Raw genomic sequence first — 15761 nt, 5'->3', positions numbered from 1 at the left:
GTTTGTACATAGTGGTCTCCTCCGCTACCTACCACAGCACCATAGATTGAGCCAATAACCTGTTTAGGGATTGGGCCATTTCCAACTTTGGGAATCATCATCCCAAACCATTCCGTCTTGATAATCATCGCCTTGCACCTCTGCATCGTTCTGCGAGCCTATATTCGGACCAACAATTTGCAAAGGAAGCAATACGATAGATGGCTTCAAATACTTCTTATTGTTCATCTCATTTGCTTTTTAGGGGATATGCTAAACAGGCACACCCCCTCACATTTATATATATATCCGTGCAAAGATAATAAGAAATTTGTAATTACAAAAAAAATGTATATTTTTCAGCTTCGGTAGATTCAACTTAAAATGCAACTACGTTTGCAAATTTAAGTAAAAGGTTTCAAGTGGTGTTCTGAATCCCAACTTTTTTCTTGGTCTGGCATTTATTTTATGTTGATATTCCTTGATTTGATTATCCTTAAAATCCTTGAAATCACTCTTTTTTTTTGGAATATACTGCCTATAAAGTTTGTTTGTGTACTCAATGAGCCATTTTCCCATGAGCAGGAGGGGGTGTGCAAAATATATCTTCGCATTTAATGCATTTTCCAACCACTTGTGGGCTGCGGATGCTGCGATGCCCCGCAGCCCTTGATGGTTGGTGAATAATGTTGTTTATCTCTGGTTTTGCAAGCCCTTGTGGGCTGCGATCGGGCTTACGCCCGCAAAAATATTTGCCGACCGGCTTCGCCGGTATTTACGCCAGTGGCTTTGAAGACCACAGGCAATAAATCGGATGAATAAAATCAATCGAATTATTCTGAGACGGGGCGGACAGAGCACCCGGAAGACCGTTCTCGTATATCGTCGTACGGGATCACGTGTCGCTGGTAGAAGGACAGGCTAACACCATAGGGCAGACCGTACAAGTGGCACGTCCAACAGAGGCCTTCGCTGCCCACATTGTTCAGCGAACCGTTGGTAAAGCTGCGTAAACCCGAAGCGGGGAAATAGACGGTGGCATCAGGGCTGGAAATCTTGTTGTTGAAGTTCCAACCGTTCTCCCAAGCACCCCTGACATTCTTAGGGCCGTAATTCTCACCATTGGTGGTGAAACCCGTGAAGGTATTGAGGGCAGGCAACTTGAAGCCAGCGGGGCTGGGATCGTAGACAGTCTTGACGTCATCTTGGCCGAAGACGAAATGATATACGGTTGCTGCAGTCCACAAGTCAGGAAAATCTGTAGACCACAAGTTAGAATAAGAGGTATTGCACCAGTCAAACTCGTTTTGGCTAGCCCCCCCCGCATTCCTGAACATATTCTCAGGATGCTGGATGGCATAACCTATGGAACGACCGCCAGCGGTGTTATCGATAGAAAAACTACCCTGCGCAATGGCATTCGTGCCGGGTAAGGCATCCTTACGACCGAACTGATACAAAGTGTTGTAGCCTTCCCGCACGCTGCCATTGTTCTGCGTGATGGTAATATAGCCTACCTGCTTGCCACCAGCCTGACCGATGGTCTGCTCAACCTTCACCTTGACGCTGTGCGGAGCGGAATAGGTAGTGACTCTCCAAGCGGTGTACTTGAAACCTAAGTTCTCGTTAGTGAGGCTAAATACAGCACCGTCCTTGTTTGTCACGGCGGTGGTATTGAGCACGTTCTGCGGAGCGAACCACAGATGCCATGACCACACCACAGTGCCTCCCTTCGTGACGGCGATGACGGCATTACCGTTCTTGATAGCAGAGGCGGGCACCTCGAACTTCACGAAGGCATTGGTGCCACTGCCAGTGACGGAAAGATTGGTGACGAGTCCGCTCTCATCTGCCCAGACCACTTTGGCATTGTCGGGAGCGTTGGCTCCGCTGTTGCTCTGCGTAATCCAAGGGTCGGTGATGTCGTGGTCGGCATGGTCCTTGAAGTGTTGAAGCACACCTCTGTTTGGAACGGAACTTGAGTAGGCATGGGAATTGGTTACACCGCCTGTGATGGCATTGCCATAGACCAGCGGAATCTCATAATGCCCGGGCGCGGAGATGACATAAGAGTTGGCAGTGCTGCGAGCCACGCTGCCACCTTTGGTGGAGAGGTCGTAGGGACTGCTTGCGGAACCTAATGCCTTGGCAGATTTCAATGCTTTGTTGCGAGCGGCGAGCAGGTCGACAATATCGGTTTTGAGCGTGGCAGTGCCGGCTTCGGCGGCAGTGCCGCCATCACCCTCCTCCATGCTCAGAGAGGTGAGCCAAGAGGGCTTGTCGGTCATGGAGTAGTTTCCGTCGCCATTGCCGTCATAACCCACTACCTTCCACTTTACAGGCTGCTGCGTGCCATCGGGAGCCCGACGATAGCTCTGCACGGTGTAGCTGCCCGTGGTGGTGGAGGTGTAGGCTGCGGCAGCAGGGTCGGTAACAACTAACTGGTATTGCCATGTGGAGGTGTTCTGCGACAGGGCATAGGTCTTCGTGGTGCCGGGCTTCCATGTGCCGGAGAGGTTCGCGCTGATGGGCGTGGAGCCGTCGGCAAAGTGGATTTTCACACTCACGCCGGAAAGCGACTGCGGTATCATGTAGAAGGTATAGTTGTCGCCCGTGTTACCCATGATGATATGGTTCACGGCTGCGGAGGTGCTCACGTTCACCGTGCCGTCACCGCCGAGGGTAAAGGTCTGCGGGTCGCTCTGGTTGCTCCAGCCGGCACCCGCGCCAGTCTCGTCGGTTGGCAGGGTGTATTTGCCCTTGCTCATGGCTCCGATAATCTCCACCTTGTCGATGGTCTTGTTCCAAGAGAGGTTGGAACCCACCTTGAAGCGTACGGCGGTGAGGGCGTGGCGGAACCTGAGGTTGGTCTCGGGAGCGACGAAGCGGGTGGCATATTGCACCACGCCCGAGCAGGCCGTCATCAGATCCTTCTGCTTCTTCACGTCCTGCTCCACCTCGAACTCCACATACGGCGTGGAGGTGTAGCTTGCACCGGAAACGGTGAGCTTGTTGTAGGCAGTAGTTACCTGCGGAGAGATACCATAGAAGCGGCCGTAGGGCTGCTCCCACGCCCAACGGATATCCTCTACGAGCGTGCCGTCGGAATTAGTCTCCTTGTTGTGGAACCACGGTGTGTTGCTGATGCCGGCCGCAGTGGTGCCGCGGTAGCCGATGGAGGAAAACTTGTCAGTAATAGCCGTAGAGATGTTGGCACGGGTCTGAGCCCCTGTGTGCTTCACGGGATTAACGCCCGCCACGGTGGTCTCGATGAGGCATGTGTTGCCGTCACCGCCCAGCACGGGCAGCTTCTGCGTGGTGAGATCTTCGGGCGTGAGACCCTGCATGGAGAGCGCGTTGGTAAACCCCGCGCGGGTGACTTCTCCGCTGAAGGCGCGGGTGCTGCCGGCGACAGGTGCCATCATGGCGTTTTGAGCGTCCTCCTGCGCGTCGCTCAAAGTGAAGGTTACGGCAGTGCCGCGGTCGCCGTCTTCTTTCCCACCACCGTTGGTAAGGTCGTCGTCGGCACAAGAGGCAAGCATGCCAAGTGAGGCAAAGATGCCCAATGATAATAGGAATTTCGTTGTTTTCATTATCTTGTTGTTTTTATCTGTCCATTTTTAATTTGTTCATCTATTTTTCCTGAATACGGAGCGTGCTGGAAATGCCGCATGGAATATGTCAATCCTCCCATTCGCTCCACATATTGAACTTCTTGGCGCCTGAGATTTCCTCATCGTCGTCCTCTGTAGGCGGTTCTACAGTGACACCGGGCTGCACGGCGGGGCTGCCGGCCAGCATCTGGTCTTCGATATTCACTCTAACTACCTCGATAGTAGGCTTGATATACGCTTTTTCCTTCTTGAATTCTTTTTTGTCCATAATTCTCAATATTTCGTTAAAATTTATGCTGCATCAGCAGCAAATTCCTGTTAGAGTTTTGTCCACTTACTACAGTAAGTAGGCCTTCGAGTTCTATAGGGATGATATGACAAACTGGTGCAATGTATTTCTTTCTTTTTTTATAAGAAATTTGATATTCGTCCTACAGGTTGAAAAAACGAATAAAAGAAATAGGGAATAAGTAATGCCTTTTTGCAAAGGCGACATGTTGCAAACGGCAGCATTGTTGAGAAAAATAGAAAGGATTTCTAAGAAATCCGTGCAAGTACATATACACAGAAAACAAAGAATGCCAAATTGCAGCATTCCTGTTAAATGGCGATAAATACGTGGGGGGGTGTAAAATTCATTTTAATTATGCAAATATTTTAGGTTAAAAAATATAAAAACAGATGCTTTCTTTTTTGATTAATCTTCGTTTCTTTTTATGAAACACATTTACTGTCAGGAACTTTCTTTTTTTCTTTTAACTGTTCTATTTGCCGGCAAAGTTACACATATTCCGAATATAAGCAAAATATTTTTTGAAATAATGCCATTTTTGAGTGAAATCTCCCCACATGGAGGGCATTAACGAAAAAGTAGCCAAACGCTAACAAGATGCAACGTGTATGGCTGAATGGCTGCGGCATGATGAACCTACATACGAATTTACTTGACAACAAGCGTCTGTATCCTTGGCGTATTTGCAAACTCACTTGGTCGTGGTTGCAAATACGCAAAATATGAGCGATTTTTATAAAGTATTGTCACACAAAACATTAGAATTTACTACCGTAAAGAAGTGCCTATTTCTCGACCATTTTACGCCTAAAAGCATGCTTTAAAGGCGGCTATTTGCATGCTTTTGCGGTTCAAGCGCATGCTAGTTGACCGACAAAGTGATGCTTTTAATAGAGTCAACTCATAGGATTTGCGAAAAAAGCCGATGAATCCTGCAAAACAAAAGCAAATTTGCACCTGCTTTGCCTATTATTTTTTTCCAGATTGAAAGTTTGGGAGAGCCGTTTTAAGGGCCTTTTTAGATAAAAAAAATGAACAGAATTTGTTTGTCAGCAGTCGAGGGCTTGGGGTAATATATTCCGCAACAGGGACACAAAAATCGATCTAAAAATGCGGCGGAACATGATGAACCAAGCTTCTATCAGTAAAAGAATAGTGTGTCAAAACGAAGATACTCCTTTTTGACACACCTCCCCACACTCCAACAGAAGCAATCACTTGATTGGAGTGTGACTAAATGACGTGGATGTAGGCTGCCTCCCTATTTCAATGAGAAGACCACCTGTACATCTGTGCTGATTTCGTTTTGGCCCGTTGGAACAGTCGCCATGTCGTTTGATTTGTATTCAAGTTTTGCACGATTACTCAACAAGGCAGACGAGACGTCATCTCCGCTGTTTTCTACAATGGCAACCACCTTGCCCAACTTCCTGCCACATAATGCCGCATACTGTTCGGCCTTTTCATGCGCTTTGCGATAAGCCAGCTCGCGACTTTGCTTGAACAATTCTGTTTTCTGGTCGATGTCAAAGCTGATGTCATTGATTTCCACGTTGCTGATGGCAGCCAACTTATCCAACAACGTTGAAAGGCGTCCGCCATCTTTGACAATATTCCTGACAGTAATTTCGACGTTTTGCTGTGCGCTCTGTCCCAAGCGTACACGCCGACCGTTTCTGTACTCATAGTCAGCTTCATAACTGAGGGCGGTTGTTTTCAGGCTTTTAGCGTCAATTTTCTCGTCCTGCAAGATTTTGGTTATTGCCTTCAGCGTCTGATCGGCCAGTTTCTTTGCTTCTTGGGTGGTTGCCGCCGTATGGGCGAAGCTGACGTTAATTTGCGCCATGTCGGGCTGCGCCTTTACGGTTCCCGTCCCCATGACGGCAACTGTATTTTGCTTTTCTCCAGAACCGGTGCTACATGAAACCAGTGAGAGGCCCATCAGGGCCATACCCACAGCGTACATTGTCATTCGTTTCATCTCGTTTTTCGTTTTTAAGGTTTATACTATAGGTGCATGCTTTTCACTTCTTCGGTAAAAAGCAGTGCGGTGTTAATCAGCGCTAAATGTGAGTAAGCCTGCGGAAAATTACCAAGTTGCTCTTTGGTTTCAAAATCCAGATCCTCGCTGAACAGCCCCAAATGGTTCGAATAAGTGAGCAACTCGTCGAACAAGCTGCGGGCTTCCTCCTTCTCACCTGTGACGAACAAAGCACGAATCAGCCAAAACGTGCAGATGGTAAAGGCCGACTTGGGCTGTCCGAAATCGTCTTCTACGTTGTATCGGTACATCAAGCCATTGTGGAAGAGTGCCTTCTTGATGGCTTTCACCGTTTTATGGAAATAGATGTCGTCGGCATCAATAAAGCCATAATGCTCCATGAGCAGCAATGAAGAGTCGAGCGAGGTGCTGCCATAGGCTTGCGTAAAGCTCTGCAACTGCTCATTCCAGCCGTTCGCCCACACGTCTTCTTTCACCTTATCGGCCTCTTCACGCCAGCGTTTTGCGTAGTCGTACTTCTCCAAGAGCGAGGCAATTCGCACTCCACGGTCTAATGCCACCCAGCACATCACCTTTGAAGAAACAAAGTGCTGAGCCTCGCCACGAATCTCCCAGATACCCTTATCGGGCTTGCGCCAGTCGTCCATGACGGTTCGCATGATGTTCTTCACCATGTCCCAGAGATTCTCTACATCATCTAATGAACCGGGAATCAGACTGAAATACTGGTAAATCAGATTCATGAGGTAGCCGAAAGAGTCGTTTTGCTTCTGATGATAGGCCGCGTTACCGATTCGCACGGGCTTTGAATTGAGGTATCCGGAGAAGTGGTCCAGATGTTCTTCCACCAAGTCGCGCTCTCCCCTGATACCATACATGATTTGAAAACCATTATGATTACCAACGAACGTAGACTCCACGAACCGCATGAAGCGCTTTGCAGAACGGGTATGTCCCAAGTTAATGTGCGTCTCAATGGTCATCGATGCATCCCTCAGCCAGCAAAAGCGGTAATCCCAATTGCGCACTTCTCCTGGCGTTTCAGGCAGACTGGTGGTCAAAGCGGCCAACACAGCACCGTTGTAAAAGGACAACAGTTTTAAGGTTAGGAAACTTCGCTCGATGACATCGTTATAGTGGGTGAACTTCTTTGTCATGTTCGACCAGTTCAACCAATAGACCAACGTACGACAATAATCCATCTTCTCTCGTTCAAGATCTATCTTAACCACCTTCTCATTGGATGCCAACAAGAAGAATTCGTCTTTCTCAAGTTCAAAGACAACCCCATCCAAGACGTCCTGCAACGGGAGCGAAGAATACAGATACTGTCGGTCTTTGCTGTTGGATGACGACATTGATTCGATATATTGCTCCGTCATGTTATAGATGGTCTTACCACGAGCATAATCAGGACGCGGTTGATAGTTGACAGCAAACTTTGGATGCCCGCTGAGCAGCCGGATATACCGATACACCTCAGCCGGGTTGTAGTTTTCATCACTATGATCTTTTCGGTAACAAGGCATGAAATCAACGACAGCGAAAGCCCCTTCTTCCGAGGTGAATGTTGTTGACAATATATTGGTATGCGGTATATAGGCCTGTGTCACTTCGTACTCTTCTCCTACTTCGAAGCCAAACGACCCTCCCTTTTCTTGATCCAACAAAGATGCAAAGACCGAAGGAGAGTCAAAATTAGGCATACAAAGCCAGTCTATCGAGGCACGGTCAGAGACCAATGCCGCCGTACAACTGTTGCCTATCACGCCGTAGTTTAATTTCATATTTTGATTGGTTGTCAGTTTGTTTTAGATGTTCTTCAACAGTCATATTGCTTTTAAACCATGCATTTGACTGCTTTTTATATTTAAGTTGATCAAAGTCTTGTTTAGCACAAACCTCTTGCTCACGACAGTAGATTATTCAAGAAAGGCAGCACATCTTTCTGTTCCAACAGGTTATAACGGGCATCATCACAAGCATAACCCACCTTGATGGTCACAGCTTCTTCTGGTAAAGCCCTGAACATGTCCTCATCGGTCACGTCATCACCAATGGCTAGGATAAAATCATAAGAACGTTGATTCAAGATACGTTGTACTTCCGAGCCTTTTGAATATTCGGCAGGCTTTACCTCCACAATCTTGTTGCCTCGCATAATCTGGAGGTTGTTTTGAGAACATATCGGTATCAAGGCATGCATCAACTGTTGCGCCCTGAACATCCCTATCCAATTGTCCACCTTACGATAATGCCATGCCACGGCCGTAGCTTTGACCTCCAAACGCGAGTTAGGTGTTTTGTCCTCAAATTCGCGAAGGATACTCATGAGCCGTTCATCCCAAGCCTGTGGCTCTACATTCTCGTGCCACACGCCGTTTTCCTTATAGAATGCACCATGCTCGGCTGCAAACGACAGGGGTAGGTCACCCAGCCACTTATCAAGTGTACGGTGATCGCGACCACTGTTGATGACCACCGTATTGCGTTCGTCATCACACAGCTTCCGCAACATGTTCTTCACCTCGGTGGTGGGAGATGCTTTTTCAGGATCTCTACGGAAAGCAGCCAACGTACCATCATAATCCAACATGATGAGTCTATGTTTGCTGGCATTGTACTTTTGCTTGATGTCCAAAGACATCTCCTTAGATATATATTTCTTCATGAGCGTTTCATTGCGCTCAATAACTTCTTTCCACGCATCTACAAAGTCGCCTGCCCATTTCTTAACGGTCTGCTTACCAACAATGTCTTGCATGTTCTGCAGTCGTTCTTTCTGCTCCTCTTCAGGCATTTCCAGCGCCTCGCAGATGGCCATGCTAATCTGGTCGGTATCATTTGGGTTGATTTGGATGGCATCCGAAAGTTCCGAAGACGCACCGGCCATCTCGCTCAATATCAATACACCAAGGTCATTGTCTTTCGTAGCGACATACTCCTTAGCCACCAAATTCATACCATCACGCAGCGGAGTGACCAAAGCGACATCAGCCAACTTGTACATCGCCACCAAATCTTCGAAAGGAAAAGCGTGATAGTAATAACATACTGGTGTCCAACCGATGCCTGCATATTTGCCATTGATGGCACCAATGCGCTCATCAATGCGACGTTTCATCTCAGCATAACTGCTCACTTTGTCGCGCGAGGGCACAATAATCATGGCCAGCGTCACCTTGTTTTGATACTCCGGATGCTTTTCCAAGAACGTTTCAAAGCCCACCAATCGATGCAAGATGCCCTTACTGTAATCCAATCGGTCTACGGATAAAATGATTTTGTGTTTACCAAACTGACTCTTCATGCGTTTTATGGCATCCTTCACAGGGCGCTTCTTTGGAGCTTCATGATACAACTCGTAGTTGATTCCCATTGGTAAGGCATCTACATGCACAGCACGTCCGTCTACCATGACCTCGTTCAACTTGAACTCAAGATGCAAGGTACGCTCCACGGCACTGATGAAATGTCGCATGTAGTCGTGGGTGTGGAAAGCAATGAAGTCGGCACCCAGCAGTCCTCTCAACAAGTTACGACGTTCGGGCAGCACCCTAAACAACTCGTACGAGGGGAACGGAATATGATGAAAATAGCCTATCTTCAACGATGCCTTCCCATCACGCAACATCCCAGGCAACAACATCAGCTGGTAATCCTGCACCCATATCATGCTATCGTCATCAATATGTTTGAGTACCTCCTTGCAGAACAGTCTGTTCACGTCCTGATAGGCCTGCCAAAAACCTCTACGGTACTTGGAGAACTCGTAGAAATAGTGGCACAGCGGCCAGATGGTACTGTTGCTGTACCCCTCATAATAATTATTGTATTGGGTTGCACTCAAGAACACCGGATGATAATTGAATTGCTCCAACTCCTCCTTGATTATCCTCTCATCGGCCTTCCGCTTCAAACAAACGCCCGGCCATCCTATCCAATGCTGTTCATAGGATGTTTGCAATGAGTTCAAACCCGTTGCCAAGCCGCCTTCACTACGTTCAAATTCAAAATGACCTTCACTGGTTTCCTTTGCCTTCACGGGCAAACGATTCGATACAATAAACAATTTTTTCCGCTTCATATTCCTCTGTTTTAGGTGCCTAAAACATGAGTAGCGACAACAGCTACCTACATTTCACGCTTTAGGCTACTATGCAAATATACGAAAAAAAATAGTGAAAAGGAAGAATATTTAAAATGAACTCATGAATTAATAGTAAATTCATGAGTTCATTCCGATTATACAGACAACTTATCCTGATGCTGTGTGACTTTTAAAATAAAGCAAGTTGATTATCACGATTACCTTTTATATATACTCGGAAGATGCGTCATATATACATGAAAGATACTGCCGAACCCCAGCAAAGCCACATCAACGTGAGAATGTAAACATTGATGGTCAGCTCCGTGAATGGCAAACCGTTTCATAGAAACACACATTCACTGGGGCTTTGCAGGCAATCCACTAACAATTTTCACTCAGATTGATTTTACTCAATAACCAGGATTTTGCTTCAGATTCTTATTCAAGCTCATCACATCGTAAGGAATAGGATAGATGGTGGTATAACCTTGTGTATCATTCAGATAGTTTCCTGCTACAGCATTGTGCCACACTCCCTCATACCGATCTTTTGTAGGCTGCGTGAAGATACCATATCGGATGGCATCCATACGACGCACACCCTCCCAAGCTAGTTCTTTCAAACGTTCATTCGAAATAACATTCAGTGTAAGAGAGGTCAATGCTGGGGCGCCAACACGTGCCCGAACAGTGTTGATGGCAGCTAATGCCGCACCCGTATTGCCCAAACGATATTCAGCCTCGGCCTTTAATAGCAACGCATCTGCATAGCGCCATACCACAAGGTCATTGTTTGTAATACCATTTGTACTCGAAGTAAGGTCAAGTTGATACTTCTTCATACGCGCTCCCGCACATTTCACGTCATGCGCATTGGCACCTGCGGGGAAGTCAACCTGTGGCTTGAGTGGCAAATATTCAAGATCTTGTCCTGTAGCTCCGTCCTCCACTGGTTTACCCGTATCTTCCATGTAGTCCTTATCCGTATAATAGTTAAGCTTTAGACGGGGGTCAACATCAGCCGTTCCATATCCATAAACATTCATGGCAAACACAGTGGCACAGGCACCGTTCCAAGCACTATACCCGATAGCGCCCGCATGGTTGTAGTGCAATGAGCGCATTAAGTTATAATCATAATACCGGTAAGTCTTGTCATCATTAGGACGTGTAAAGATGTTCTCCTTAGAGTTCTGGTTGCTAATAGTGAAATTGTCTGCATAATTTGGTTGTAAAGTATAACCTAATGCTTCCAACTTTTCCACACAATATTTCACGGTTTCCCACGCATTACGCGCTTTCCCGTCAACTGTGATACTAACCTTTTTACCCAACTCTGTAACATTCGCTCCTAGCGTTTCACTCACTGTATTATTCCCACTCATGTCATTTCCGACAAAAGCCTGATAACTAGTTGCCGATGTAGGATTGATGGTATATAAAGGAGAGTTCATCGCACACTTGACCAAGCACATGTAAACCACAGGTTTGGTAATGCGTCCATAATATTTCCCTTCATTCTGACTCATGTCATCGGCCAAATGAGGCAAGCAAGTTTCAAGCTCAGTTACAACAAACTTGAACACATCCGCACGATTACTCTGAACCACATCATTGGTATTAATTTTAGATGATGTCACCAAAGGCACCTGTCCCCACAAGTCCATCAAGTAATAATAGAAGATGGCACGCAAGGCACGCAACTCATACACATAAGTAGCAGCATCTTCATTATTCTGTAAACCATTTAACTTATCGATGCCCTTATTACTTTGCCCAATAATGGTGTATATCTGGTTCCAGATATTTCGATACATATCCACAGACGAATCGAAGTTGTGCAAAAAGAAATTTTGCCACTTACCGCCATCCACCCAGTCACCTTGTCGGCCAGGTATCATTGATTCGTCACTTGAATATTGCTCCAGGGTGTGTATTGCCCCCGCAGCTTCTCCATAGATATAATTCTGTATAGACGAATATACATTCGCTACGGAATTAGCATAAATCAGCGTGGATGACTTGAAAGCTTCTTGTTCACTAAATGCACTTTTAGGTGTTTCGTCCAGTGAGCATCCCGACAACAACGCCGTTAAAAGAAACAATGTTCCAAAAATATATTTTTTCATAATTTGATTCCTTTCTTATTTTAGACGGTTAGAAATTGACAGACACATTGAATGAGAATGTACGTACCAATGGATAGATTCGTTTATTATCAACACCCAGCGTCCCAGTTTTTCCTGTTCCTTCGTCTATACGACCCAATGACGCAGAGTTAATCATGGGCGTCAGACCGCTGTAACCTGTGAATGTACATACATTGTTGACAGCCAAGCCAAGATGAAGGTTCTGAATCCAATTCATCTTCAGCTGTTCTTTCTTAAATGTATAGCCTAAGTTGATATATTCGAAGTTTACATAGTCGCCTTTCTCCAACCAATAATCAGAGATCTGAATGTCATGGATATTCTTTTCAGGTGCACTAGCCAATATGTTATAGGTCGGGAAGTTGTTCATGTTACTATAGGTCATAGATGTTCCATTGTAAATCTTGTGACCAAAGGCTCCGTTGAATTGCATGGTTAAATCCCAATTCTTGTAACTCAAGGTGAAATCCCAACCCAGATAAGCCTTGGGGATAGCCTGTCCGGCTACACGGCGGTCGCCTGCATCACCGGTATCAATTTTACCATCTTTGACGATATCTTCCAGTTCATACTGACCTGTTTTAGAGATCCCTGTGCAATGAGGAATGTAGAATGTTCCTATCGGCTCGCCTTCAATCAGATAGGTAACACCTGTATTCTGTGTCAAGCCAGCGGATCCAGCGTCTGCCACTACAATGTGTTCGCTGGTTGTCAACTTCTGTCCTTTGTACGTTCCACTTAGAGAGTTAAGCTTGTTCTTTTGGAAAGAAAGATTCAGCCCCGAGTTGAAAGTAAAGTCTTTCGTACGAACGATATCACCGCGCAGTCCAATTTCAAGTCCATTATTGGTCATTTCACCCATGTTAGCCAACAGGGTATTGTAGGTAAATGGAGGAACAGGAACGGTATAGGTGTATAACAAGTCCTTTGTCTTAGATGTGTACCAATCCAGTGTTAACTTCAAACGACTATCAAAAGCAGCAAAGTCCAAGCCCACGTCAAATGTATGCTTCACCTCCCATTTCAAATCAGGGTTATCATTACTCTGAATGGCAAAGGTGGTTGTATTGGCGCCATTGTATGGCGTTACCCCATTGGGTTTATAGAGAGCCAACGAATTGTACGGATCAATTGCATCCTGATTACCTGTCACACCGTAGCCAGCACGTAGCTTCAAGTTATCAATCCATTTAGCCTGTTTAATGAAATCTTCCTCTGACAGCACCCATGCCAACGATGCTGATGGGAACCAACCCCACTTATGCCCGCTGCCAAGCTTGGATGAACCATCTGCACGCACATTGACAGTTGCGATATATCGGTTAGCATACATATAATTGATACGAGCCATATACGAGTTCAGCATATATTCTTTTGAGTCACTTTGGTTATCACCCCATGAAACATTGGCTCCAGCCTTCATGTTGTTCACACCAAAGTAATTAGTTTCAAAGCCTCGCGCTTCAGAACTGTTCCAAAAGGTTTTATAACTCTGTCCTTCCACCAAAGCCAAAGCATCAATATGATGAGCGCCAAAATCTTTCTTGTACGTCAGCTGGATGTTTCCCATCAAATCCTGGCGTCTCTTATTTCTTAAGTAAGCCCATCCATTACCATTATCAATACCTTGTTTAATATCATTGGGAAGATAACGCTGAAGCTCTACGTTGAACTTCGTGTAACTGCCGAACGCACTCAAGAACAAGCCATCGAGCAATGTCCATGTAGCTTTGCCATGTACATTCTGATTACTGCCAGTATATTGATTCTGAATCTCCAACTGTCCAAGTGGATTATACACCTCATTGGCCAAATAATCCTCATCCCAAATGCCTTGAGCATTCTTGCGGGTAGGATAAGTAGGATTGTAAGCTGCGGCCGAGTAGAACATGCGGTACATGTCGTACTGATGCTTGCCTTTACGCTCACCTACTTGCAAGCCTAGTTCCAACTTCAGTTTCTTGTTAAATCCAAACTGGGTTGCATCTAATTTAGCGGTATAGTTTTGCATTTCCGACCCACGAATGGCACCTTGAAGCTGTATATATCCCAAGCTAGCTCTATAATTTCCCTTGTCATTACCAGACGAGAACGAAACATGATGATTCTGCGTCACACCCGTCGAACGCTCTACAGCATCCAGCCAATTGGTGTTAGCCTTCATATCGGTAAAGGTCAGGTTGCGTTCTTTCGCTAAATTACGATAAGCTGAAGCATCAAGCATTTCTATATTTTTAAATACAGAATTGATACCAATGGTTCCATTATAGCTGATATTCGAGAATCCGCTCTTGCCTCGCTTCGTAGCTACCACAATGACACCGGCAGCACCGCGCGAACCATACTGTGCAGTTTCAGATGCGTCCTTCAAGATGGTCATACTCTCAATGTCGTTAGGCTGCAAAGCATTGAACATCGCCATGTCAGTAAAGATACCATCAATGATCACCAACGGATCGTTTCCACCTGAAAGAGAAGAGGTTCCACGGATGCGTACATTGGCTGTTCCCATGGGGTCGCCACCTGCACTACTGATCACCACGCCACTCACCTTGCCTTTCAATGCGTCGGTTGCGTCGGTCACAACGCCCTTGTTCATATCCTTTTCTCCCACACGGTCAATGGCACCCGAAACATTTCGTTTGGTTCCAACGGCGTAACCCACGACAATAATCTCGTCAAGATCGCGCCTGTCAGTTTCCATGGTCACATTGATTTGCGTTTGACCTTTCACGGCAATCTCTTGGGTTGCGTAACCCACATAGGTAAATACCAGCGTTGCGTTTTCTTTCACATTAGTCAAGCGATAGTTACCATCAATATCGGTAACCGTTCCACCCTGCTCTCCCTTCACTTGGATGGTGGCTCCAATCAAGGGTTCACCTACCTCGTCTTTAACAGTTCCTTGAACCGTAGACTGAGCATAACTGCTCAGTGTGCAAAGCAGACTAAACAAGAAGAGCGTAGCTCCTCGAAAAAACTTTTGTTTACTCATATCGTATTAATTCAAGAATGTTTAGATTTCTCATTTATACTGGCTTACGCCAAACAAGGTATGATCTAATTATAGCTGTGTTTTTTGATCAAGTTGTGCATCCCATGAGTATTCACGCTGTAAATATACATAGAATATTTGAAATAAAAAAGATTAATTAAAATTATTTTCAAAGTACACACATAGGATGTGCATGAGATCACTAAGACTAATGGGGCATGTATTTTAAATTCAGACACGAAGTCTATTTTTACTGAAATATATTGACAATCGTCTTCTGAATACTCAAATATTTTTCACGAGATCACCACTTAATCACATATACGCTAAAAATGCATATCATTGACTAACAACGTCTTACAGAAAAGAAGTACTTTCAAGAAGCATCAAAAGCTATGCAAATGCACGAAAACCGTCCATTTTTCGGCTGCAAAAGCAATGAGGTTTCCTATCAAAGGCATTGAGTTTGAACATCAAACTCAATGCCTTTGTGCAGGAAAGTCAATACGATGACCATTTCAGCGCCTAAAAGTGGCGAATATAGTGCATTTTAATTGCATGAAAAGTACCAGCGTTTTCTAGAATCAACTTTTTGAGATACCTATTTTTTGAACATAAAATCTGACAAAAACAACG

The 15761-nt window shown here is 45.5% G+C and carries 8 protein-coding genes and 1 pseudogene; all 9 read right to left on the bottom strand.

Annotated elements, in window-relative coordinates:
* Positions 1–63 precede the first annotated feature (63 nt).
* The 9 genes and pseudogenes from HMPREF1254_RS12010 to HMPREF1254_RS06920 all read right to left on the bottom strand — a co-directional run bounded on the left by HMPREF1254_RS12010 (position 64) and on the right by HMPREF1254_RS06920 (position 15125).
* Positions 64–228, bottom strand: a complete 165-nt coding sequence (locus tag HMPREF1254_RS12010; protein WP_155945436.1) for a hypothetical protein — start codon at positions 226–228, stop codon at positions 64–66.
* A gap of 141 nt (positions 229–369) precedes the next feature.
* Positions 370–624: pseudogene (locus HMPREF1254_RS12515) on the bottom strand (IS30 family transposase); the annotation flags it as partial.
* Between the two features lie 188 nt (positions 625–812).
* Positions 813–3572, bottom strand: a complete 2760-nt coding sequence (locus tag HMPREF1254_RS06950) for a fimbrillin family protein (protein ID WP_023057941.1) — start codon at positions 3570–3572, stop codon at positions 813–815.
* Positions 3573–3660: 88 nt separating this feature from the next.
* On the bottom strand, positions 3661–3861 hold the full coding sequence (locus tag HMPREF1254_RS06945; protein ID WP_023057927.1) for a hypothetical protein: 201 nt from the start codon (positions 3859–3861) through the stop codon (positions 3661–3663).
* A gap of 1285 nt (positions 3862–5146) precedes the next feature.
* Positions 5147–5866, bottom strand: coding sequence for an SIMPL domain-containing protein (locus HMPREF1254_RS11480; protein ID WP_052048172.1), 720 nt, complete (start codon positions 5864–5866; stop codon positions 5147–5149).
* Positions 5867–5892: 26 nt separating this feature from the next.
* On the bottom strand, positions 5893–7674 hold the full coding sequence (locus HMPREF1254_RS06935; protein ID WP_023057881.1) for a glycoside hydrolase family 15 protein: 1782 nt from the start codon (positions 7672–7674) through the stop codon (positions 5893–5895).
* A 122-nt stretch (positions 7675–7796) separates the two neighbouring features.
* On the bottom strand, positions 7797–9974 hold the full coding sequence (locus HMPREF1254_RS06930) for a bifunctional alpha,alpha-trehalose-phosphate synthase (UDP-forming)/trehalose-phosphatase (RefSeq protein WP_023057916.1): 2178 nt from the start codon (positions 9972–9974) through the stop codon (positions 7797–7799).
* Between the two features lie 416 nt (positions 9975–10390).
* Positions 10391–12109: a RagB/SusD family nutrient uptake outer membrane protein gene (locus HMPREF1254_RS06925; protein ID WP_023057878.1), complete on the bottom strand. Its 1719-nt coding sequence runs from the start codon at positions 12107–12109 to the stop codon at positions 10391–10393.
* A gap of 28 nt (positions 12110–12137) precedes the next feature.
* Entirely contained in the window at positions 12138–15125 is a 2988-nt protein-coding gene (locus HMPREF1254_RS06920) for a SusC/RagA family TonB-linked outer membrane protein (protein WP_023057923.1), read from the bottom strand.
* Positions 15126–15761: the final 636 nt, after the last annotated feature.

Origin of the sequence: Prevotella sp. BV3P1 (assembly GCF_000479005.1) — a bacterium.
GTDB lineage: Bacteria > Bacteroidota > Bacteroidia > Bacteroidales > Bacteroidaceae > Prevotella.
Note: the sequence above shows the minus strand (reverse complement) of the source record. Positions and strands in the feature narration are given on the sequence as shown.

Coding starts and splice junctions, on each gene's coding strand:
- HMPREF1254_RS06920 (WP_023057923.1), bottom strand. CDS start 15,125: ATGAGTAAACAAAAGTTTTTTCGAGGAGCTACGCTCTTCTTGTTTAGT.
- HMPREF1254_RS06930 (WP_023057916.1), bottom strand. CDS start 9,974: ATGAAGCGGAAAAAATTGTTTATTGTATCGAATCGTTTGCCCGTGAAG.
- HMPREF1254_RS06945 (WP_023057927.1), bottom strand. CDS start 3,861: ATGGACAAAAAAGAATTCAAGAAGGAAAAAGCGTATATCAAGCCTACT.
- HMPREF1254_RS06925 (WP_023057878.1), bottom strand. CDS start 12,109: ATGAAAAAATATATTTTTGGAACATTGTTTCTTTTAACGGCGTTGTTG.
- HMPREF1254_RS12010 (WP_155945436.1), bottom strand. CDS start 228: ATGAACAATAAGAAGTATTTGAAGCCATCTATCGTATTGCTTCCTTTG.
- HMPREF1254_RS11480 (WP_052048172.1), bottom strand. CDS start 5,866: ATGAAACGAATGACAATGTACGCTGTGGGTATGGCCCTGATGGGCCTC.
- HMPREF1254_RS06935 (WP_023057881.1), bottom strand. CDS start 7,674: ATGAAATTAAACTACGGCGTGATAGGCAACAGTTGTACGGCGGCATTG.
- HMPREF1254_RS06950 (WP_023057941.1), bottom strand. CDS start 3,572: ATGAAAACAACGAAATTCCTATTATCATTGGGCATCTTTGCCTCACTT.